Here is a 21,131-nt window from a genome sequence, read left to right on the forward strand (position 1 = left end):
CAGGCCCGGACGCCCGCCACCTCAGGAAAGCATGATCCACCGCAGCCACACCAAGGGCGATGCCCCCTCCAGCGCGGTCTATTCCGACTGTGAGCACTACCGCTATAGTCTCAGCCGTGTCTGGGACCCGGCGGGACCGCGTGTGATGTTTGTCATGCTCAACCCGTCAACCGCGACGGAAGTGCAGAATGACCCCACTATTGAACGCTGCGAGCGGCGCGCGCGAGCCCTTGGGTTTGGCGGGTTCCGCGCAGCCAATATCTTTGCCTTTCGGGCCACCGATCCACGTGACATGAAACGGGCGGCGGACCCGGTCGGTCCTGACAATCTGGCGATGATCCTGGACGGCGCAGGCTGGGCGGATCAGGTTATCTGCGCCTGGGGCACCCATGGCGCGTTTCGCCAGCAAGGGGTCAGGGTTGCTGGTGCTCTCGCCGAAACCGGTAAACCGCTGTTTCACCTGGGATTGAGCAAGGCCGGCCACCCAAAGCACCCGCTTTACATCCGCTATACCCAGCAGCCGGAACGCTGGCTGCCCTTGATCGGGTAAGGCCTCGCTAACCATCGCTTCTGAATTGCTTTGATATTCAACCAATACGTGTGCGACTTTGATAATGCGGGTGTTCCGCGTGTTGTCATGAGGGGTCGCCGGAATGTTGATGCTGGCTGCAATTTTGGGAGTCGCCGCCGTCGGTGGTATCTTGTTGATTGACGAGGGCGGCGATGATCCAGACGCCTCTGAGACAGGGTCTGCAGACAATGACGGGGCGACCGATGACACAGCAACCGATATGGTTTCACTTGATGATTTCGTGAAGGCCGGCACAGAGGACAGCGACCAGCTCGGCGGCAGCGATCAGGATGACGACCTGCAGGGGCTGGGCGGCAACGATCAGCTGAACGGCCGCGATGGAGATGACACCGTCCAGGGCGGTGAGGGCGACGACAGCCTTTACGGTGGCGAGGGTGACGACACGCTTGAGGCGCATCACGGTGACGATCTGTTGCACGGAGAGGGCGGGGACGACAGTCTGAGCGGAGACAGCGGCAACGACACGCTGTTTGGCCATTTCGGTCATGACCAGCTCGATGGTGGTGATGGCGATGACGTGGCCCATGGCGGCCAGGGCAATGACACGCTGACCGGGGCGGACGGGCGAGACGCGCTACATGGCAACGATGGCGACGATCACCTGACTGGTGGCCTGGGCAAGGATACGCTGTTTGGTGGCACCGGCAATGATCGCCTGATCGGCAGCGACGATGGCATGACCACGGATTATCTCAACGGTGGCGACGGGGATGACACGATTTTGGCGGGCGCCGGTGATATCGTTTCGACAGGGGATGGGGCCGACCACCTCATTTTTGCAGCAGGTGAGTTCCACGCGAGCGCAGTCAGCGACGGTAACGAGGCTGATCCCACTGCCGCCATCGACATGTCGGATTTCAACGTCGATGAGGATCAACTGGTTGTGATCTGGGATCAATTCGGCCCAGAGGCGCCCACCGTGGAAGTCACCAGCAACCCGGATGCACCGGGTGAGCATATCGTGACCATTGACGGGATCGAGGCGCTGCGCGTCACCGGGCCAGAACAATTGTCGGCATCGGACATTCTGGTCGTCGATCAGGATGCCGCGCTCCGGTTTGGCGTATTGGCCACCAACAGCGCCAGCAGCGGGCTGACACTCGGCTGATCAGGTGCCGTTCATTTAGCCCCGACGCCCATCCCCGGCCCACACCCGACCGAAACCTTTTGCTATTTCCCGAGAATCTGCGTATAGGCGCGACCTGTTCAATGGTTATGCCGCTTTCTGCGGAAGGCGGCCGAGCCTGAGACGCCTCCATGGGCCTGTGCTGGACGACATCCCGGCCTGCGCCATTCACACAAACCTTCAAAGGAGACCCCGATGTCGATCACTGCTGAAGAAAAAGCCCGCCTGATGAAAGAATTCGCAACCAAAGAAGGCGACACCGGTTCCCCGGAAGTCCAGGTTGCAATCCTGACCTCGCGCATCAACACCCTGACCGAGCACTTCAAAACCCACAAGAAGGACAACCACGGTCGTCGTGGCCTTCTGAAGATGGTTGCTCAGCGCCGTAAGCTGCTGGACTACACCAAAGGCAAAGACGTGGCCCGCTATCAGGACCTCATCAAACGCCTGGGCATCCGTCGCTAATAGCGACGACCAGACGGTTGAAATTCAACGCCCGCTCCTATCGGAAGCGGGCGTTTTTCGTGTTTGAGACACAGGCCGATTATACAATTGCCCGGTCACTAGGCCGCCGTGCTGCGCCCTGATAGCGCAGCCTTTGGCGCAACGGCGTCAGACAGTAACGGATCGGCGGCAATCAAGCTCACGCCAAGCCCGGTAAGAATGCCCAGTCGGCGCGCGGCAAAGGCATGAGCCCGGGCGCGCAAGACCGCCAGGTTTTCCTCAGGCTGGGTCAGAACGCGCCCGTCCTGCTCCAACCGCTGCCCCTGCGGCCCAAGGATCTGCCACGCAAATTCGGCCCAGTCATTGGGCGCCGTTTGCCCTTCGCTTTGGCCCAGGAGGAACAGCTGTTCCATGCGATCCACCGCGACCCCCCCACCGGTGACAGGAGAGGCCAGGAAGCCCAGTCTTTCGCTGTCTTCAGCATTTTTGCACACTGCAAGGTTAAATGCTTGGCACTGCGCCGCGCGATCCGCATAGCCTTCTGAAGGCAGACAGGGAACGATATGACCCGCCCCCGTCAGGATCGTCAGCAGCCGCGTGATCTCGCCCCAGGTCATATCGGCAAACACGCCCTGCTCCAGCAGCGCCCGAACTGTTTTATGCCCCTCGGCCAAAGCTCTCAGGACAGGTTCATACTGACCGGCCTCAAGCGCAACATCCCCATTGCGCCAGCTGATCTTCAACGGGCCGGATCCATAGTGACGTGCGAGGGCAAAGCCAGTCTGAAACCATGCGCCAACGCTGCCGCGTTCCGTATGCGGCACATGCCCACGCGAAAAGATATCGGCCCGGAACTGTTCATTCAGCAGAACATCACGCAGCCCCTCGCGCCTGTTTGTATTGCTTTCCTCCGCCAACAGCGCACGTTGCGGACTGCTCAAGCAGATGTCATCGACATGATCCAGCGGGTTCGCAGCACCGAGAAACTCAAGTTTGGCCTGCGCCATATCCTCCGCCACATCGGCAAAGTGGAATGGCGTCCAGTCCTTGTTGAAAAACTCATGCGCCAGATAGTTTCGCGGCATGGTTTTCATTTCACTCAGCCGTCTCAACTGGCCGGGGTTTGAGACAAAAAATTCGGCTCCGACCTGTTTCAACCGCTCGGCAAAATTCAATGCGTCTTCTATACGTTGCTCCAACGGACCGCTGCCCTGCGCGGCGCGATCGGTCAGAATCCTGCGCAGCGGCATAGATGGCGCCCAGCCCGGCTGCGTGTTGTAACTGATATAGACCAACCCACCGGGTTTCAGACGACGGGAGATGAACCCGGTGATCCGTTGTTGGTTCTCTCGCGAAATCCAGCTGTAGACACCGTGAAGCGCAATGACGTCAAAGGTATTTGGCAGCTCCGCCTCTTCTTCAAAATCCTCAAAGGATCTTTCGTAGAAGTGGGCGTTTGCCAGTCCTGCTTCCGCGGCCAGGCGATTGGCACCGGCGATATGGGCCGGGTTGAAGTCCATCGCGTGGACATCGATATGCGGATTGGCTGCGGCCAGAAGATTGGCTGTGAAGCCCTGACCACAGCCCAGCTCACAATAGGTCAGTTCATCGCTGTCCAGCCCATGCCGATGTCCCCGAGACACGGCGCTGAAGGCAAGGCGGGAGGGCGTCATCTCGTGAAAAAAGTCGTGCGTATAGTCGAGTTCGGCGACATAGCCGGAAGTCCAATCGTTCATTCAGCACCTGTTCTAAGTGTTGGGGTCGACGTCGTCTTACCCTTCTGGATTGCGCAAATTTTCCATAAAAACGCTGAGGATCCGGTTAACGCAGGCCGCAATTCACCAACCACGCCCAGATAGCGGAGGATCGACACGAACGATGCCGACAAACGGGGCACAGGCTGCGACGGCTCCTGGCGCTTGCTCTTTCAATCTGTGGAAAAATCCTGTAAGGGCGGCCTATCTGAGACGTGCTGCCAAGACCCCGGCAGTCGAAAGAAAGATAGAGAGGGGTCGGCGGCAATGGGGCCGCCACATCAAACGGGAGACCCGGGATACGCCCGGGAGTGCTCCCAGCTAGGATAAGCTGAATGTTTAACGTTACAAAGAAATCAATGCAGTGGGGCGAAGAGACGCTCACACTGGAGACCGGCAAGGTTGCCCGTCAGGCCGATGGCACAGTGATTGCCACCCTGGGCGAAACCTCGGTCATGGCAAACGTCACTTTTGCCCGCCAGCAGAAGCCGGGTCAGGACTTCTTCCCCCTGACGGTTCACTATCAGGAAAAATACTACGCTGCGGGCAAGGTCCCCGGCGGGTTTTTCAAGCGTGAAGCACGCCCGACCGAAAAAGAAACCCTGACCGCGCGTCTGATCGACCGTCCGATCCGCCCGTTGTTCGTCCCCGGCTTCAAAAATGAAGTCCTGGTGATGTGCACCGTGCTGAGCCACGATCTGGTCAACGATCCCGACATGGTTGCGATGATCGCGGCCTCCGCAGCGCTGACCCTGTCCGGCGCACCCTTCATGGGTCCGATTGCGGCTGCGCGCGTTGGCTTTGAGGGCGGCGAGTACGTCCTGAACCCGACCGTTGACGACATGCAGGATCTGCGCCTGAACCCTGATCAGCGTCTGGATCTGGTTGTCGCCGGCACCAAAGACGCCGTGATGATGGTTGAATCCGAAGCCTACGAACTGACCGAAGCAGAGATGCTGGGTGCGGTGAAATTCGCTCACGAACAGATCCAGCCGGTGATCGACCTGATCATCTCCTTGGCGGAAGACGCGGCCAAAGAGCCGTTCGATTTCCAGCCTGCTGACTATTCGGAGCTGTTCGCCGCAGTGAAAGCCGCAGGCGAAGAGCAGATGCGCGCTGCATTTGCGATCACCGACAAGCAGGAGCGCACCGCCGCTGTTGCCGCCGCGCGTGAGGCGATCAAGGCATCGCTGACCGAAGAACAGCTAGAAGACGCCAACCTCGGCTCCGCCATGAAGAAGCTGGAAGCAGCCATTCTGCGCGGCGACGTCGTAAAAACCGGCAAGCGGATCGACGGTCGCTCGACCACCGATGTGCGCGCGATCGAATCGGAAACCGGCTTGCTGCCGCGGACCCATGGTTCGGCCCTGTTCACCCGTGGTGAAACCCAGGCCCTGGCCGTGACCACCCTCGGCACCGGCGACGATGAGCAGTTCATCGACGCGCTGCACGGCAACTTCAAATCCAACTTCCTGCTGCACTATAACTTCCCTCCCTATTCGGTGGGTGAAGTTGGTCGTGTCGGCTCGCCCGGTCGCCGCGAAATCGGCCACGGCAAACTGGCATGGCGCGCGCTGCAGGCTGTTCTGCCTGCTCCGACCGATTTCCCATACACCATCCGCGTGGTGTCCGAGATCACCGAATCGAACGGCTCCTCCTCGATGGCGTCGGTCTGTGGTGGTTCGCTGTCCATGATGGACGCCGGCGTGCCGCTGAAGGCACCGGTTGCCGGTGTCGCGATGGGTCTGATCCTGGAAGACGACGGCTCCTACGCGATCCTGTCGGACATTCTGGGCGACGAAGACCACCTGGGCGACATGGATTTCAAGGTGGCCGGTACTGCGAACGGTATCACCTCGCTGCAGATGGACATCAAGGTTGCAGGCATCACGCCTGAGATCATGGAAAAAGCACTGGATCAGGCCAAAGACGGCCGTCTGCACATCCTCGGCGAAATGGCCAAGGCACTGTCGGAAACCAACGCGTTCTCCGTCCATGCGCCCCGCATTGAGACCATGCAGATCCCGACCGACAAGATCCGTGAAGTGATCGGCTCCGGCGGTAAGGTCATCCGCGAAATCGTGGAAACCTCCGGCGCGAAAGTCGACATCAACGACGACGGCGTGATCAAGATCGCATCGGCCGACGGCACCGCGATCCAGAAGGCCTACGACATGATCCACTCGATCGTGGCAGAGCCGGAAGAAGGCGCCATCTACACCGGTAAGGTTGTGAAGATCGTCGACTTCGGCGCCTTCGTGAACTTCTTCGGCAAGCGTGACGGCCTGGTGCATGTGTCCCAGATCGAAAACCGCCGCCTTAACCACCCTTCGGACGTTCTGAAGGAAGGCCAGGAAGTGAAAGTAAAGCTGCTGGGCTTTGATGATCGCGGCAAGGTCCGCCTGTCCATGAAAATCGTGGATCAGGAAACCGGCGAAGAAATCAAAGCCGAGAAGAAAGAAGACGCAGAGTAATCTGCCTTCCCTTTCCAAGCACCCGGAACCCTGCCAGAGATGGCGGGGTTTCTTTGTTTCAGTGGCAGCTGGTTCCTGCTCGCCTCTTTTCACCACCGGTCAAGATCGCTACCTCTGGGACCATGAGATCCTACATCATTCATATGGCCGACGATCAGAAACGCGCGCCCAATGTGGCGCGTCTGATGGCGCAGCTGCCGCAGCCGGAAGTGGTCGAGGCGGTCAACGGCCGGGCGGCGCTTCAGGCGGGGCTTGTGCCTCTCTGCGATGGGGATCTGCACCGGCCACATTACCCCTTCGCGCTCCGGGCAGGCGAAGTCGGATGTTTTCTATCCCATCGCAAGTGCTGGCAGAAAATCGCGGAAGGCATGGATGATTTCGGACTGATCGTTGAGGACGATCTGGCGTTTGAGCCCAACCTCTGGCGCGACGCGATGGCGCTTGTCGGCAACCATGCCGACAAGGATCACTTCATCCGCCTGCCTGCCAAACAGCGCGAGTCAGCGCGGCAGGTCGTAGCGCAAACAGGCGCGGCGCGCATGTTTCTGCCAAGGCGCATCGGACTGCAAACCGTGGCACAGGTGGTGGGCAAGACCGCCGCCGCCCGATTGCTGGAAGCAAGCGAGACGCTGGACCGGCCGGTTGACACCTTCCTTCAGATGCACTGGGTTCACCGCCAGCCAGTACATACCATATGGCCAAACGGCGCATCTGAGCTGACCGAGGCCCTGGGCGGATCAACCATCCAATCCCGTCCAGCAGGTGGCAAGCTTGCGCGGGAGCTGAAACGCGCGCTCTACCGGACACAGGTCGCCTTGCGATCGCAAAAGCCCGGTTAGACCCGCAATAGAAAAGGGGCCAGACGGCCCCTGTTCATGACGACATGTCAGCAGGGCCGCTTACGTGCCCCGCTACGCCTTCCTACAGATCACTCTGGCGCTTTGGTCTTGCGCAGATAGGGGAAGATCGTTTCGAACTCGCCAAATTTAGCCTTCGCATCCTCGTTCGAGACGCTGGGGGGGATGATGACATCTTCGCCCGGAACCCAGTTTGCCGGAGTTGCTACACCTTTGCCGGACATCTGAAGGCCATCCAGCGCGCGCAGAATCTCCGCAAAATTGCGCCCGACGGTCATCGGGTAGGTCATCGACAGCTTCAGCTGCTTGTCAGGTCCGATGATGAAGACCGACCGCACCGTGGCGCTATCTGCGGGTGTGCGGCCATCAGGCAGATAGGCCTCTGCCGGCAGCATGTCGAAAGCCTTGGAGACAGCCAGACCTTCATCCGCGATGATCGGAAAGCCTGCCGCAGCTTTGCCGTAGCTTTCGATGTCGCCTTTCCATTTCTTGTGGTCTTCGACACCATCCACGGACACACCGATCACCTTCGTGTTGCGTGCAGCCCATTCATCAGCCAGCTGCGCCACGGCAGAAAACTCTGTGGTGCAAACCGGTGTAAAATCCTTGGGGTGGGAAAACAGGATCGCCCAGCTGTCGCCGATCCAATCATGAAACGAGACGGTGCCCTGATCGGTTTCTGCGGTGAAATCCGGAACCACATCATTGATACGCAAACCCATGGGTCTCTCCTCTGCTGTCAAATGAATGCTATCTGGTGAGTAACCTAACCACTCGGCGCGCAGGTTAAACCCTTGATGGGCGACAGGCAGACGAAAAGATCGCCCCACGCGTCAATCTGCCCCCATCGGAACATCTGCACGGATTGGTGCCGGGCATCATACCGCCGTTCCATATAGGGTCAAAGTGGCGAAAATTATTCCGCTGCAAAATTTGATCAAATTATGAATTCCCCCCCTTGCTCATCCGAAACGCCAGTGACAGAGTGTCCGCCAATAGCGGGCACCGCCCCGTCACACCCTGACAATCGGGAGATCGACAGATGATCGAGAAACGTGATTTTTACATCAACGGCCAATGGGTCGCCCCGGCTGCCCCGAATGATTTCGAAGTGATCGACCCATCGACCGAAGCGCCTTGCGCGGTCATCTCGCTTGGCAGTGCGGCGGATACAGATGCTGCCGTCGCGGCTGCAAAGGCGGCGCTGCCGGGCTGGATGGCCACTCCGGTAGAAGAGCGCATCGCGCTGGTCGAAAAGCTGATCGAGATCTATGAGAGCCGCACTGAAGATCTGGCGCAGGCAATGAGCATCGAAATGGGGGCGCCAATTGATATGGCCCGCACCCAGCAGGCAGGCGCTGGCAGCTGGCATCTGCGCAATTTCATCAAGGCGGCCAAGGCGTTCTCCTTCGAAGCGCCGCTGGGCGACCATGCCCCGAATGATCGTATCATCCACGAGGCGGTTGGTGTCGCTGCGCTGATCACGCCGTGGAACTGGCCGATGAATCAGGTCACGCTCAAAGTTGGCGCGGCGGCCATTGCCGGGTGCACCATGGTTCTGAAACCCTCAGAGCAGAGCCCGCTCAATGCAATGATCTTTGCCGAAATGATGGATGCGGCCGGTTTCCCTGCGGGCGTATTCAATCTGGTCAATGGCGACGGCGCCGGTGTCGGCACTCAGCTGTCCAGCCACCCGGACGTGGATATGGTGTCCTTTACCGGGTCGACCCGCGCAGGCACGGCGATTTCCAAGGCCGCAGCCGACACGCTGAAAAAAGTTCATCTGGAGCTGGGTGGCAAAGGCGCCAACGTCATCTTCGAAGATGCCGATGACAAGGCCGTCAAGCGCGGTGTCCTGCATATGATGAACAACACCGGCCAGAGCTGTAACGCCCCAAGCCGGATGCTGGTTCAGAAAAGCATCTATGACAAAGCTGTCGAAGAAGCTGCTGCTGTTGCCGGCAAGGTGGAGGTTGGCCCCGCCTCCAGCGAAGGCCGCCACATCGGGCCGGTTGTGAACGAACTGCAATGGACTAAGATCCAGGATCTGATCCAGAAAGGCATCGACGAAGGCGCTCGCCTTGTCGCAGGTGGAACCGGCCGTCCTGATGGGCTGAACCAGGGTTTTTATGTCAAGCCCACCGTCTTTGCTGATGTGAACAACCAGATGACCATCGCCCGCGAAGAGATCTTTGGCCCGGTGCTGTCGATTATCCCCTTCGAGACCGAAGAAGAAGCGATCGAAATCGCCAACGATACCCCCTACGGGCTGACCAACTATGTGCAGACACAGGATGCGGCCCGTGCCAATCGCATGGCTCGCAAACTGCGCGCCGGCATGATCGAGATGAACGGCAAATCCCGCTCCGCCGGATCTCCCTTTGGTGGGATGAAGCAATCTGGCAACGGCCGCGAAGGCGGCAGCTGGGGCATCGAGGACTTCCTGGAAGTCAAAGCCGTCGGCGGCTGGGCCGCAGAATAGGCCTATTTTTCAGGGTCATAACAACAGGAGCCGCCCCCAGAGGGCGGCTCCTTGCTTTCCTGCATCAGGGCTTTGCTGGGACCAGGGCTTTGCTGGCGCCTCATGCTGGTGCAAAACAGGCTCTAATTGGGCAGTTCAAGCACCAGTTGGGGCAGGCCGTCGGAGGTACACTCAGCTGAGCGGCCATCCCAGCCGATGATTCCGGTGATCCGCTGGCGCAGCGCTGAGAAACTGTCGAATTTCACAACATCGACCGGTTGTTCCAGATGCAGGGTAACGCGTCGTCGGGCGCCGCCAGCAAACACCTGCAACCCTCGCAGCTCGGCTGTGAAGGCCTGGCCAAGGTAGCTGCCCCTCAGGATCTGCCCGATCTGCAACGCCTGCTGCGCAACATCCGGGCGTGGCCTGTCAGCCTTGGCGCTGATCGTGTTCCAATCCTTGTAGCCATATTGCCGGGCCACCATCTCAAGCGCGGCGCTATGCGAGAGTGTGTGGTTACGTGCCTGCAACTGAGCGCGCAGATTGCGGGCCTGCTGCTTGAGGCTCCCAATGGGCGGGAGATCTGTCTGGCTATTTGTCATTCTTGCCTCTTGTCCAATCAACAAGTTGCGCCGGATAAATGGGGCCCGCATTGCCATTGGCGCATCACATGGATGGGCGAAAGACAGGAGTTTCAGCGCGGGGATTCACCATGGTCTTCTCAACCGCGAGCGGCAGGGCCCCGACCCTAACGTCAGCCTTAGGCCGTTCAATCGGCCAAGGTCAAGACCCAAGGCAGCCTGCACAACAGGTGCTGGCCTGATTGTCACGCCCCGGCCCCATCAGCAGATGACATCAGATATCCGTCTGGCGAAGCCACGCGGCTGTGATTTTTTGCTTGATCTAAACCTGACTTGAGATTGCAGGCTGTCGCTACCTGACCATTCAGCGGAGCCTTAAGATGATCCATGTACAGGATAACGCTACCGGCAAAACACATATCGAAACGGAACTGACCGGAATCTATGAGACGCATCTGACGGTTAAAGACCTAGACCGTGCGATGACATTCTACGGAGGGGCCATGGGTTTGCAGCTGGCCCACCATCTGCCGGAACGACAGGTCGCATTCTACTGGGTGGGCGGTCAGTCTCAGGGAATGCTGGGGCTCTGGGCCAGTGGATCCGCACCGATGGGACTGCGGCTGCACATGGCGTTTCGCAATACCTTAGCGGCGATGGATGGCATCTGTGACCGGTTGACGGATGCGGGAATCATACCGCTCGATTTTCACGGCAGCCCAACCGATGAGCCGGTGGTGCTGGGCTGGATGCCGGCGCTCTCGATCTACTTCAAGGATCCTGACGGGCATTCAATCGAGATCCTCGCACCAATGCCGGATCAGCCGGATCCCGATTTCGGCATCGCAGCCCTTGGTGACTGGCAGGCGCGATACGGCGGATGAGCGAGGGCGGGACTGGTCACGACACTGCTTCACGCATATGAACGCCCCTGTAGCTCTTCGAGGGACCGACGATGATTATCACCCGCCTGCACGGCCGACTGGGCAACCAGATGTTCCAATATGCCGCCGGGCGCGCGCTGGCGGATCGGCTCGGGGTCTCGCTGGCGCTGGACAGCCGTGGCGCGGAGCTGCGCGGCGAAGGTGTCCTGACACGTGTCTTCGACCTTGATTTGGCAGCGCCGGACAAATTGCCTCCGCTGCGCCAGACCGAACCACTGCGCTATGCGGTATGGCGCAGCCTCGGGCAGGGGCTGGGTGCAGGACCGAAACTCCGGCGAGAAGCTGGCCTTGGCTACAATGCAGATTTCGAACACTGGGGCGACGACAGCTATCTGCACGGCTATTGGCAGAGCGAGCACTATTTCAATGGGTGCGCCGAACGGATCAGGCGCGACTTCACCTTCCCTGACTTCTCAAATCAGCAGAACGCCGAGATGGCGGCCAGGATCAGTGAGAGCAACGCGATCTCGCTGCATGTTCGGCGGGGCGATTATCTGACGCTCGCGGCGCATGTGCTTTGCGATCAGTCTTATTACGAAGCCGCGCTGCAACGGGTGCTAGACGGGCTGGAGGGACAGCCAACGGTCTATGTCTTCTCGGACGATCCGCAGTGGGCCAAGGACAACCTCCCCCTCCCCTGTGACAAGGTGGTGGTAGATTTCAATGGCGCGGAAACCGACTACGAGGACATGCGCCTGATGAGCCTGTGCAGGCATAACATCATTGGCAACAGCTCCTTCTCCTGGTGGGCCGCCTGGTTGAACCAGAACGCGAAGCGCCGGGTTGCAGGACCGGCAAAATGGTTCGGCGACCCCAAGCTGAACAACCCCGATATCCTGCCACCGGACTGGCTGCGGATCAGCGTCTAGCAACTGCTGCGATCAGAACGGCGCCTTGACGCGGAACTTCATCGATTCGCCGCTGTCGGGATGTTTGATACGCAACTCTTCTGCGTGCAGCATCATGCGTGGATGATCCAGTGCAGCCCCCTGAGCGTAAAGCGGATCGCCCAGAATGGCGTGTCCGAGCGAGAGCATATGCACACGCAACTGATGCGAGCGACCTGTCTTTGGCGTCAGACGCACACGTGTTGCGGCCTCTTCATATTTTATCACCCGCCAATCGGTCACCGCCTCCTTGCCAGTGTCATGGCAGACCATCTGGCGCGGGCGGTTTGGCCAATCGACGATCAGCGGCAAATCGACGGTCCCGCTGCGCGGCTCTAGCCTGCCACCGATGCGCGCGATATAGGCTTTCTTTGCGGTACGTTTTTCAAACTGCATCGAGAGATGGCGTTGGGCGTGCGGAGTGACCGCAAACACCATTACGCCGGAGGTGTCGCGATCCAGTCGATGGACCAGCAACGCCTCGGGAAACACTGCCTGCAAGCGGGTGAGCAGACAGTCCGCAAGGTGTTCTCCGCGCCCCGGTACGCTCAGCAGACCATGGGGCTTGTTCACCACCAATAGCTGCGCGTCATGATGCAGGATATCCAATGGATCCGTCGGCGGGGTATAATCGCTAGAAACAGTCATGCCCGCGTCCCTAGCGATCCGGCGCCCGCAGGGCAAGGTATCGCTACGTCGTGCTTGCCCGGGATCTGGCGGAGCGTCAGGGTGGCGGTAACCCCTGCCTCACCGCGGGCTCCCTGTTCTGAGAGGTGCAGCATGACACATCCGACCATTAACAGGCTGCAAGAGGTTGTTGCCAAAGGCGACGACAGCCAGATTGCAGATCTCCTGGCGGAGGATGTGCAGTTCCTGCCCCCGACCTATTGGAAAACATGGACCGGTCGCGCACCAGTGGCGGCGATTCTGGGTCATGTCGGTCAGGTATTCAGTGACTTTCGCTATCGTCGGATCATGGGGAACGGAAACGACTGGGCGTTGGAGTTCCAGTGCAAGATCGGCGAGTTCGATGCCGTGGGCGTTGACCTGATCACGTTGAATTCGCACGACCTGATCAGCCATTTCGAGGTAGTCATGCGCCCCTATAAAAGCGTCGGCGTGCTGCGCGCTGCAATCATGGAACGGGTCACCACCGACCCACGATTTCTGCAATATCAAAAGGCGCTCAGCTGATCGGCATCGATCATATCGCCCGCATTGTCCTGCTGCCGCTTCTGGTGGTGCAGGCAGTTAACGTCCGGCGCAGGGCGCTGAACCTGACGGAACCCTCGGGGCCTCGGTTCGGCCAACAGGGACAGGGCACGCCGCTACGGCTGTTGATTGTCGGCGACAGCTCAGCTGCTGGTGTCGGTGTCGGTCGCCAGAACGATGCGCTCTCCGGTCAACTGACATCGCGCCTGACGCAGGGTCGGCATCTAACCTGGCGGCTGGAGGCCACAACCGGGCATCGCAGCGCAGATGCTCTGGCGCGGGTGCGTGCGCTGCCGCCGCAGACCTTTGACGTTGCGGTTCTGGCATTGGGGGTCAATGACGTGACCCGGCTTGCGCGGCGGCGACGGTTTCACATGGAACAGTGCGCGCTGATCAAGCTCCTGCGGGACCGGTTTGGTGTCAGGCTCGTGGTCTTGTCAGGAGTGCCACCAATGGCATATTTTCCAGCCCTTCCCCAACCGCTGGCTTGGGTCCTGGGTCGCCACGCGGCGCGGCTGGACCGGGTTCTATCCAACTTGGCCGCAGGGAATCACGATCTCATCCACCTGCCATTCACGATGGCGCCCGACCCAGCGCTGGCAGCGCAGGACGGCTATCATCCGTCGGCAGCCGCCTATTCTCTTTGGGCTGAAACCTTAGCAGAGACCATCAACGCGGAACTGTCCTGCACATCCCGGCCCGCCCCTCAGGCCCGGCGCATCTGCCGCACCAATGAGACCGAGTAGATCACCAGCGCCAGCCAGATCATCGGAAAGGCGATCATGCGCGCGCGACCGAAGTCTTCGCCAAAAATGAACACCGCTGCCAGAAATATCATCGTCGGAGCAATATATTGCAGGATACCGATGGTGGAGAGCCGCAGCAGTTTGGCGCCATTGGCGTAGGTGATCAGCGGCACCGCTGTGACCAAACCACAGCCCAGCAGCAACGCGGTGTCACTGAACGCTCCCGCGAAATGCGCGTCACCGGAGGCCGTAAGATAGAGCAGATATCCCAGCGCCGGAGGCGTCAGGATCAGCACTTCCAGCATGAAACCCTGATTGGGGCCGACCGGCAGGGATTTCTTGAAGAACGCATAGAACCCCCAGCTGAGAGTAAGACCAATGGCAGCCCACGGCAGGCGCCCGGCGTCAACGGCAAGCACCAGCACCGCCAGTGCCGCCAGACCGATTGCGACCAGCTGTGCCGGCAACAATCTCTCTCCTAGCAAAAGTGCACCCAACATAACGCTGAACAGCGGGTTGATATAATACCCCAGCGCCGCATCAAGCGCATGCCCAGTTGCAATCGACCACACATAGATGCCCCAATTCACTGAGATCAGCGCCGCTGTCACCGCCCCCATCATCAAGACCTTGGGCGAGGTCAGCGCCGCGCGCAGATCACGGGTTCGACGCAGGATAATGAGTAGCACACCCGCCACGGGCACCGACCAGATTACCCGATGCGCGACAACTTCGGCGGCGGGCATATGTGCCAGCGCTTTCATATAGATCGGCAGAAATCCCCACATCAGATAGGCGGAAACTGCAAAGGCAAGGCCCTGCGGCGTGTCTTTGTTCTCAACTGATGAGGTCATCGTGGAATCTCCCTGAGCCGCGTTTATGACAGCTCAGCGCGCAATTGACAGAGCGGAAGCACAAAAAACACTGCTGTCGGCGATGGTAGACGGCCTTATCGGATCGGCGGGGAAAGAGTGCGCGAACTGCGCACATATTCTCCCGCTGATCTCGCCCCCCCCTGGGATCCTTAGAGGTGACCTATGCCTTCACCCGCTCCGATTTCGGATCATACATCGGCTTCAGGGAAGCTTCGGCTTTCACTTTCACGCCGCAGACGTCGATCTCATAGACCGAACCCAGCACATCCGCTGCGCTTTCCCCCTCGCAGGGCACATAGCCCATGCCGATGGCGGCACCCAGCGTGTGGCCGTAGTTACCGGAGCTGAGATAGCCCACGTATTTGCCGTCGCGGATGATCGGCTCATTGTGGAACAAGAGCGGCTCGGGGTCGGTCAGCTTGAACTGAACCATGCGGTTCTTGGGGCCGCTCTCCTTGCGCTCCAGCACCGCGGCCTTGCCGATAAAGTCGTCCTTGCCGACGGCAACCGCAAAGCCAAGCCCTGCATCGATCACATTGTCTTCGCAAGTGATGTCGTGGCCGAAGTGGCGGAAGCCCTTCTCGATCCGGCAGCTGTCCATCATATGCATGCCGCAAAGCTTAAGCCCCATGTCGTGGCCCGCCTCCCAGAGGGTTTCGAACGCGTGGCCGGACATTTCCGCCAGGATGTAGATCTCCCAGCCCAGTTCGCCGACATAGGTGACCCGGTGCACCCGGGCGAGGCCCATGCCCAGTTCGATCTCTTGCGCGGTACCGAAGGGGTTCACCTCGTTGGAGAAATCATTGGGGGAGACCTTCTGCAGCAGCTTGCGGGCATTCGGCCCCATCACCGCCAGCACGCCCTCGCCTGCGGTGACATCGGTGAGCACGACGTTGAAACCGCCCTTGTTGCGCATCATCCAGGTCTGATCCGCTAGACGGGTCACCGCCGGGGTCACCACCAGATAGACGGTCTCGCTCAGGCGGGTGACGGTCACATCCGCCTCGATCCCGCCGCGGCTGTTCAGGAACTGGGTGTAGACGATCTTGCCCGCCGGAACCGAGACATTGGCGCCGCAGATGTAATTCAGGAATTTCTCCGCATCCGGGCCTTCGACGCGGATCTTGCCGAAGGAGGACATGTCGTACATGCCGACATTTTCCCTCACGGCGCGGTGTTCTGCAGCGGAGTTTTCAAACCAGTTCTGACGCTTCCAGCTGTACTGGTACTCACGCTCCTGGCCTTCATTGGCAAACCAGTTGGCGCGCTCCCAGCCGCCGATTTCGCCGAAAACGGCGCCCTGTTCCTTGAGGTGGTAGTGGAACGGGGTGCGGCGCACGCCGCGGGCGGTGGCCTTCTGGCGGTAGGGGAAATGGTCCGCATAGAGCAGGCCCAGGGTCTCTTTCGAGCGTTCGAACAGGTAATGCTTGTTGCCCTGGAACGGGTGCATCCGGGAGATGTCCACATCGCCGAGGTCAAACGGCTTCTGGCCGTCTTCCATCCACTGCGCCAGCGCCATGCCGGCGCCGCCTGCGGACTGGATGCCGATCGAGTTGAAGCCTGCGGCGACCCAGAAGTTGTCCATCTCGGGCGCCAGGCCCAGGTGGTAGGCGTCATCCGGGGTGAATGATTCCGGGCCGTTGAAGAAGGTGTGGATACCTGCCTCCGCCAGCATCGGCATCCGGTTGCAGGCGGCCTCCAGGATCGGTTCGAAATGATCGAAGTCCTCCGGCAGCTGGTCGAATTCGAAGCTGTCGGGGATGCCGTTCATTGCCCAGGGCTTGGCATTGGGTTCGAAGGCACCGAGCAGGATTTTCCCTGCATCTTCCTTGTAGTAGGCGCATTCATCCGGCACCCGCAGCACCGGCATCTGGGTCAGGCCTTCGATACCTTCAGTGACAATGTAGAAGTGCTCGCAGGCATGCAGCGGAACGTTGACGCCTGCCATGCGGCCAACCTCATGCCCCCACATGCCGGCGCAGTTCACCACCATGTCGCATTCAATATGGCCCTGCGCCCCGCCATCGTCGCTAACCCAGTCCACACCGGTGACGCGGCGGCCCTGTTTGGAGATGCCGGTGACCTTGATGCGCTCCTTGACCAGCGCGCCGCGCTGGCGGGCGCCCTTGGCCAGGGCCAGCGCGATGTTGGCCGGATCCGCCTGCCCGTCGGTCGGCAGCCAGACGCCGCCGGTCACGCCGTCCAGATTGATGTGCTCGTAGCGCTCCTTCACCTCCTTGGGCGACAGCTCCTCCACCGGCACGCCAAAGGCGCGCGCCATGGCGGCGTTGCGGTAGAGCTCCTCAAGCCGCTCATGGGTCAGGGCAGCGGACACCGACCCCACCTGACGCATACCCGTCGCGACTCCGGTTTCTGCCTCAAGCCCCAAATAGAGCTCGGCCGAATAGCGGGCGAGTTTGGTCATGTTGGAGGACGCGCGCAGTTGGCCGATCAGCCCCGCGGCATGCCATGTGGTGCCGGAGGTCAGCTGCTTACGCTCCAGCAGCACCACATCCTTCCAGCCGAGCTTGGTCAGGTGATAAGCTACCGAGCAGCCGATCACGCCGCCGCCGATAATGACAACACGGGCCTTGTTGGGAAGATCGCTCATCTTGTGTCTCCTGATCTCGTTTGATCAGACCCTGCCACAGATAGGCGACAGGAAATGTATGAAAAACGCCAATCTTGCCGCTGTATTCTCCGCCGCTAATCGGCGTGTTTCCGACGTCGCTCCATGGACTGGGAAGCGCGTCGTGACTTTCGCAGGGCAAATGGGGTAATGCCGAAAAAAGCCTTATACAGGGTCGAAAACCCGTTGGAGAATCCGCAGGCCAATCCGATTTCCCGCACGCTCATAGTGGTGTTGAGCAGCAGATTATTCGCCTTGTTCAGCCGCATTTCGCGGTAAAACCCGTTTGGAGTGGTGCCCAGAAAAGTATTGAACTTGCGCTCCAGCGATCGGGTCGAAATCCCCAGTTGATCCACGATCTCGTTGATCGGCAACGGGTCTTCGATGTGCTCCTGCATCACGCGAATGGCCTGATCAAGGTCAGCATCACCGGTAACCGTTGGCTTCACACCTGAGAAGGGTTGCAGCGATGCGTAATCGCGTATCTTGTCATGCAGCAGGATATTGGCAACCGTCACCTGGGCGGCGGCCGTTGTCAGCTGTCCAATCAGGGCCAGAACGATATCCACCGTCGACCCCATTCCGGCACAGGTCACAACCTGACCATCCTCGCTTGCAAGCGCGAAGTTGGCGTCAAACAATCCAATACGTTCGCGCATCAAAGTGGCGTTTTCCCAATGTGTCGTGTGGAGCGCCCCCTGCTTTCCGCTGTCGCGGATGTACCTGCTTGCCGCCTCAGCCAGCAGATAGACTTTGGCTCCGCGCGCGCGATATTTGCTGATCAGCGGCCCCATCGACAGCGCAGGGCAATCGGGATCCGTGTTGCCAAGAACAAAAACACAATCCGCCTCGGCGCGGCTTGCAAAAGGCTCCGTCTCGACAAAGGCACCCGCCCGGCAGCCGATCTGACCACCCGCTGCGGAGCGAATGGTCCAGGAGAACGGTGGCTGCGCCAACACCCGATTGGCCAAGCGCAACGGCTCCACCACGGCGGAAAATTCCGTAAGGACGAAACCTTCGCTCAGCAGGATATCAACCTGCCACCGACGTCCCCCAGGGGCGGGGCCCCCGGAGGTCGCGCGAGGGTCAGGCCCGGAGCCGGTCATTGCCCGGATCCCACAGTGGTTCGTCTTTTTGAACCACCGCACGGTATTTCTCACCGTAGATTTCGATCTCCAGTTCGGTTCCGGGCACCGCCAACTCAGGTCGCACCATGCCCAGCGCGATGGAGGCGTTCACACGGTAGCCCCAGTCGCCAGAGGTGGTTTCGCCCACGATCTCGTCATCCTTCCAGATGCAGGACATATAGGGCGCGTCCGCCTCCCCGGCATCGACAATCAGGGTGACAAAGGATTTCTTCACCCCGCGCTGCTTTTCGGCCTGGATCGCGGCCTTGCCCGGGAAATCCTGCGGTTTGTCCAGCTTGACGAACCGCTCCAGCCCGCCTTCAAGCAGCGAGTAGTCGGTGGACAGGTCACCCTTCCAGGTGCGGTAACCCTTTTCGATGCGCAGGGAGTTCAGCGCGTACATGCCAAACGGCTTGGCGCCGCCCGCCAGCAGGGCCTCGTAAATCTCCGTTTGATGCGCGTTGGCGCAATGGACCTCCCAGCCCAGTTCGCCAGCAAAGGACACCCGCGCCAGGAAGGCGGGCTTGCCCGCGACCGTGGCTTCCTGATGGGTCAGCCAGCCCAGCGACAGATCGGCATCCGAGATGCCCGCCAGCAGCTCCCGCGATTTCGGGCCGGTGACGATCATGGTTGCAAATTCGGTGGTGCGGTCGGTCAGGGTCAGGCCCTCGGGCAGCGCCTTCTTCAGGATCTCGAAGTCGTGCCACTGGGCCGAGCCCGCGGTGATCAGGGTGAAGTGGTCCTCGCCATGACGGATGCAGGACATCTCGGTCAGGATGCGGCCGCGGTTATCTGCGAAGTAGACCAGGTTCATCCGGCCCGCCTTGGGCAGACCGCCGGTGATCATGCCGCGCAGGAATTCCGCAGCGCCGTCGCCGCTCAGGTTGAAACGGGAGAAACCCGGCAGGTCCAGCACGCCGACGCCGTCGCGGACCGCTTCGCATTCTTCCTTGATCCGCTGCTGCCACGGGCCGGAGCGGCCCCAGGTATGAGTGGCCTCCTCGGAGGTGTCGTCACCATCCTTTGCAAACCAGTTGGCGCGCTCCCAGCCGTTGTAGGCGCCCATCTGGCCGCCCAGTTCCTTGATCCTGCCGTGCACCTGGCTGACCTTCTTGTCTCGCGCAGCGGGCCATTCGTGGTGCGGGAAGTGCATGGCGTATTCGTTGCCGTAAACCTCCATGCCTTTCTTGTTGCAGTACTCCTGGTCGGTGTAGTCGGTGTAGCGGCGCGGATCGCAGGACCACATGTCCCACTCGGTCTGGCCGTCGGCGATCCACTCCGCCAGCACCTTGCCGGCACCGCCGCCCTGGGCGATGCCAAAGGTAAAGACACAGGCTTCGAACGCGTTGTCCACGCCCGGCATCGGGCCCAGCAGCGGCAGACCGTCGGGGGCATAGGGAATCGGGCCGTTGATCACGCTGGAGACGCCGGTGGACGCCATCAGCGGCACCCGCTCCATCGCGTCGGTGACGATATCCTCGATCCGGTCCAGATCATCCGACCACAGCTGGAACGAAAAATCGTCCGGCATCCGGTCGTCCTCGGTCATCCAGTGGCCCCTGCAGTTCGGCTCATATGGCCCGAGATTGTAGCCGTTTTTCTCCTGCCGCAGGTAGTAGGACACATCCACATCGCGGATCAGCGGGAGCTTCTTGCCGGTCTTCTTGGTGTGCTCTTCGATCTCGGGGATCTGCTCGGTCAGCAGATACTGGTGGCTCATCACCATCATCGGCACGGTGCGCCCGCCATAGGGCTTGAACCACTCTCCGACACGCTGGGCATAATAACCGGCGGCGTTCACGACATAGTCGCATTCGATATCGCCCTTATCGGTATGCACGATCCAGGTCTTGTCTTCCTTCTGGCTGACGCCGGTTGCCGGGCAGAAGCGGATGATCCTCGCGCCCATGTCGCGGGCGCCCTTGGCCAACGCCTGCGTCACCTGCGCCGGGTCGATGTCGCCGTCTGACGGATCCCACAGCACACCTTTCAGGTCGTGGGTCTCCAGGAACGGATAACGCTCCTTGGCCTGCTTAGGCGTCCATATCTCCATCCCGATGCCCTGATAGCGGCCCATGGAGCAGGCGCGTTCAAACTCCTGCATTCGCTCCTTGGTATGGGCCAGACGGATAGAGCCGGTCTGATGATAGTTCATCGGATAGTCGACCTCTTCACCGAGGCGGGCATACAGCTCGGTCGAGTAGCGCTGCATGTTCATGATCGCCCAAGAGGTCGAGAATGTCGGAACATTGCCCGCCGCATGCCATGTCGAACCGGCTGTCAGTTCGTTCTTTTCCAGGAGGACGCAATCCGTCCATCCCTTCTTCCCAAGATGATACAGTGCCGAACAGCCGACGACGCCACCGCCGATGATGACCACACGGGCCTTGTTTGGAAAATCGGACATGATTGCTCCCTGATG

General features: G+C 60.2%; 18 protein-coding genes. 10 read left to right on the forward strand and 8 right to left on the reverse strand.

Features of this window, described 5'->3' with window-relative positions; translation table 11 throughout:
• Positions 1 to 31 precede the first annotated feature (31 nt).
• The 3 genes from WLQ66_RS13715 (at position 32) to rpsO (ending at position 2,183) form a co-directional block, all read left to right on the forward strand.
• Positions 32 to 550 (forward strand): DUF1643 domain-containing protein, encoded by a 519-nt coding sequence (locus tag WLQ66_RS13715; protein WP_340546897.1) that lies wholly within the window; start codon positions 32 to 34, stop codon positions 548 to 550.
• Between the two features lie 109 nt (positions 551 to 659).
• Positions 660 to 1,700 (forward strand): calcium-binding protein, encoded by a 1,041-nt coding sequence (locus tag WLQ66_RS13720; protein WP_340546898.1) that lies wholly within the window; start codon positions 660 to 662, stop codon positions 1,698 to 1,700.
• 213 nt (positions 1,701 to 1,913) lie between these two features.
• Positions 1,914 to 2,183, forward strand: a complete 270-nt coding sequence (rpsO, locus tag WLQ66_RS13725) for a 30S ribosomal protein S15 (protein ID WP_340546899.1) — start codon at positions 1,914 to 1,916, stop codon at positions 2,181 to 2,183.
• A 98-nt stretch (positions 2,184 to 2,281) separates the two neighbouring features.
• Here the strand turns inward: rpsO and WLQ66_RS13730 are convergent, their stop codons facing one another.
• On the reverse strand, positions 2,282 to 3,898 hold the full coding sequence (locus WLQ66_RS13730) for a class I SAM-dependent methyltransferase (RefSeq protein ID WP_340546900.1): 1,617 nt from the start codon (positions 3,896 to 3,898) through the stop codon (positions 2,282 to 2,284).
• A gap of 353 nt (positions 3,899 to 4,251) precedes the next feature.
• Here WLQ66_RS13730 and pnp point away from each other — a divergent pair, with 353 nt between their 5' ends.
• Both pnp and WLQ66_RS13740 read left to right on the forward strand, forming a co-directional pair.
• A complete protein-coding gene (pnp, locus tag WLQ66_RS13735; protein WP_340546901.1) occupies positions 4,252 to 6,390 on the forward strand; it encodes a polyribonucleotide nucleotidyltransferase in 2,139 nt (712 codons plus the stop codon).
• A 122-nt stretch (positions 6,391 to 6,512) separates the two neighbouring features.
• Positions 6,513 to 7,229, forward strand: coding sequence for a glycosyltransferase family 25 protein (locus WLQ66_RS13740; protein WP_340546902.1), 717 nt, complete (start codon positions 6,513 to 6,515; stop codon positions 7,227 to 7,229).
• Between the two features lie 89 nt (positions 7,230 to 7,318).
• On the opposite strand, the gene WLQ66_RS13745 is transcribed toward WLQ66_RS13740, so the two are convergent.
• Complete coding sequence (locus WLQ66_RS13745) at positions 7,319 to 7,969, reverse strand: peroxiredoxin (protein ID WP_340546903.1); 651 nt, start codon at positions 7,967 to 7,969, stop codon at positions 7,319 to 7,321.
• Between the two features lie 320 nt (positions 7,970 to 8,289).
• Between WLQ66_RS13745 and WLQ66_RS13750 the strand changes: the two genes are divergently transcribed.
• Positions 8,290 to 9,729, forward strand: coding sequence for an aldehyde dehydrogenase family protein (locus tag WLQ66_RS13750; protein WP_340546904.1), 1,440 nt, complete (start codon positions 8,290 to 8,292; stop codon positions 9,727 to 9,729).
• A gap of 122 nt (positions 9,730 to 9,851) precedes the next feature.
• Here WLQ66_RS13750 and WLQ66_RS13755 read toward each other — a convergent pair whose 3' ends face one another.
• The gene (locus WLQ66_RS13755) at positions 9,852 to 10,310 is read right to left on the reverse strand and encodes a glyoxalase superfamily protein (RefSeq protein ID WP_340546905.1); all 459 of its coding nucleotides are present in this window, start codon (positions 10,308 to 10,310) and stop codon (positions 9,852 to 9,854) included.
• A gap of 359 nt (positions 10,311 to 10,669) precedes the next feature.
• On the opposite strand from WLQ66_RS13755, the gene WLQ66_RS13760 reads away from it, so the two are divergent.
• Both WLQ66_RS13760 and WLQ66_RS13765 read left to right on the forward strand, forming a co-directional pair.
• Positions 10,670 to 11,173, forward strand: a complete 504-nt coding sequence (locus WLQ66_RS13760) for a VOC family protein (protein WP_340546906.1) — start codon at positions 10,670 to 10,672, stop codon at positions 11,171 to 11,173.
• Between the two features lie 71 nt (positions 11,174 to 11,244).
• Complete coding sequence (locus WLQ66_RS13765; protein WP_340546907.1) at positions 11,245 to 12,102, forward strand: alpha-1,2-fucosyltransferase; 858 nt, start codon at positions 11,245 to 11,247, stop codon at positions 12,100 to 12,102.
• Between the two features lie 12 nt (positions 12,103 to 12,114).
• Here WLQ66_RS13765 and WLQ66_RS13770 read toward each other — a convergent pair whose 3' ends face one another.
• Positions 12,115 to 12,768: an RluA family pseudouridine synthase gene (locus tag WLQ66_RS13770; protein ID WP_340546908.1), complete on the reverse strand. Its 654-nt coding sequence runs from the start codon at positions 12,766 to 12,768 to the stop codon at positions 12,115 to 12,117.
• Between the two features lie 132 nt (positions 12,769 to 12,900).
• Here WLQ66_RS13770 and WLQ66_RS13775 point away from each other — a divergent pair, with 132 nt between their 5' ends.
• Together WLQ66_RS13775 and WLQ66_RS13780 are read left to right on the forward strand one after the other, a co-directional pair.
• Positions 12,901 to 13,314, forward strand: a complete 414-nt coding sequence (locus WLQ66_RS13775; RefSeq protein ID WP_340546909.1) for a nuclear transport factor 2 family protein — start codon at positions 12,901 to 12,903, stop codon at positions 13,312 to 13,314.
• Positions 13,315 to 13,358: 44 nt separating this feature from the next.
• Positions 13,359 to 14,078 (forward strand): SGNH/GDSL hydrolase family protein, encoded by a 720-nt coding sequence (locus WLQ66_RS13780; RefSeq protein WP_340546910.1) that lies wholly within the window; start codon positions 13,359 to 13,361, stop codon positions 14,076 to 14,078.
• Here the strand turns inward: WLQ66_RS13780 and rarD are convergent.
• The 4 genes from rarD to WLQ66_RS13800 all read right to left on the reverse strand — a co-directional run bounded on the left by rarD (position 14,039) and on the right by WLQ66_RS13800 (position 21,116).
• Entirely contained in the window at positions 14,039 to 14,932 is an 894-nt protein-coding gene (gene rarD, locus WLQ66_RS13785) for an EamA family transporter RarD (protein ID WP_340546911.1), read from the reverse strand. The genes WLQ66_RS13780 and rarD overlap by 40 nt on opposite strands.
• Before the next feature lie 181 nt (positions 14,933 to 15,113).
• The gene (locus tag WLQ66_RS13790; RefSeq protein ID WP_340546912.1) at positions 15,114 to 17,564 is read right to left on the reverse strand and encodes a GcvT family protein; all 2,451 of its coding nucleotides are present in this window, start codon (positions 17,562 to 17,564) and stop codon (positions 15,114 to 15,116) included.
• Between the two features lie 95 nt (positions 17,565 to 17,659).
• Positions 17,660 to 18,688, reverse strand: coding sequence for a GlxA family transcriptional regulator (locus WLQ66_RS13795; RefSeq protein ID WP_340546913.1), 1,029 nt, complete (start codon positions 18,686 to 18,688; stop codon positions 17,660 to 17,662).
• On the reverse strand, positions 18,669 to 21,116 hold the full coding sequence (locus tag WLQ66_RS13800) for a GcvT family protein (protein ID WP_340546914.1): 2,448 nt from the start codon (positions 21,114 to 21,116) through the stop codon (positions 18,669 to 18,671). The genes WLQ66_RS13795 and WLQ66_RS13800 overlap by 20 nt, the downstream gene beginning before the upstream one ends.
• Between the last annotated feature and the right edge of the window lie 15 nt (positions 21,117 to 21,131).

Source organism: Phaeobacter sp. A36a-5a (assembly GCF_037911135.1).
Classification (GTDB): domain Bacteria; phylum Pseudomonadota; class Alphaproteobacteria; order Rhodobacterales; family Rhodobacteraceae; genus Phaeobacter; species Phaeobacter bryozoorum.

What these genes read in the sequence shown, in the direction of transcription:
- WLQ66_RS13715 (WP_340546897.1), top strand. Translation starts at nt 32, where the DNA reads ATGATCCACCGCAGCCACACCAAGGGCGATGCCCCCTCCAGCGCGGTC.
- WLQ66_RS13720 (WP_340546898.1), top strand. Translation starts at nt 660, where the DNA reads ATGCTGGCTGCAATTTTGGGAGTCGCCGCCGTCGGTGGTATCTTGTTG.
- rpsO (WP_340546899.1), top strand. Translation starts at nt 1,914, where the DNA reads ATGTCGATCACTGCTGAAGAAAAAGCCCGCCTGATGAAAGAATTCGCA.
- WLQ66_RS13730 (WP_340546900.1), bottom strand. Translation starts at nt 3,898, where the DNA reads ATGAACGATTGGACTTCCGGCTATGTCGCCGAACTCGACTATACGCAC.
- pnp (WP_340546901.1), top strand. Translation starts at nt 4,252, where the DNA reads ATGTTTAACGTTACAAAGAAATCAATGCAGTGGGGCGAAGAGACGCTC.
- WLQ66_RS13740 (WP_340546902.1), top strand. Translation starts at nt 6,513, where the DNA reads ATGAGATCCTACATCATTCATATGGCCGACGATCAGAAACGCGCGCCC.
- WLQ66_RS13745 (WP_340546903.1), bottom strand. Translation starts at nt 7,969, where the DNA reads ATGGGTTTGCGTATCAATGATGTGGTTCCGGATTTCACCGCAGAAACC.
- WLQ66_RS13750 (WP_340546904.1), top strand. Translation starts at nt 8,290, where the DNA reads ATGATCGAGAAACGTGATTTTTACATCAACGGCCAATGGGTCGCCCCG.
- WLQ66_RS13755 (WP_340546905.1), bottom strand. Translation starts at nt 10,310, where the DNA reads ATGACAAATAGCCAGACAGATCTCCCGCCCATTGGGAGCCTCAAGCAG.
- WLQ66_RS13760 (WP_340546906.1), top strand. Translation starts at nt 10,670, where the DNA reads ATGATCCATGTACAGGATAACGCTACCGGCAAAACACATATCGAAACG.
- WLQ66_RS13765 (WP_340546907.1), top strand. Translation starts at nt 11,245, where the DNA reads ATGATTATCACCCGCCTGCACGGCCGACTGGGCAACCAGATGTTCCAA.
- WLQ66_RS13770 (WP_340546908.1), bottom strand. Translation starts at nt 12,768, where the DNA reads ATGACTGTTTCTAGCGATTATACCCCGCCGACGGATCCATTGGATATC.
- WLQ66_RS13775 (WP_340546909.1), top strand. Translation starts at nt 12,901, where the DNA reads ATGACACATCCGACCATTAACAGGCTGCAAGAGGTTGTTGCCAAAGGC.
- rarD (WP_340546911.1), bottom strand. Translation starts at nt 14,932, where the DNA reads ATGACCTCATCAGTTGAGAACAAAGACACGCCGCAGGGCCTTGCCTTT.
- WLQ66_RS13790 (WP_340546912.1), bottom strand. Translation starts at nt 17,564, where the DNA reads ATGAGCGATCTTCCCAACAAGGCCCGTGTTGTCATTATCGGCGGCGGC.
- WLQ66_RS13795 (WP_340546913.1), bottom strand. Translation starts at nt 18,688, where the DNA reads ATGACCGGCTCCGGGCCTGACCCTCGCGCGACCTCCGGGGGCCCCGCC.
- WLQ66_RS13800 (WP_340546914.1), bottom strand. Translation starts at nt 21,116, where the DNA reads ATGTCCGATTTTCCAAACAAGGCCCGTGTGGTCATCATCGGCGGTGGC.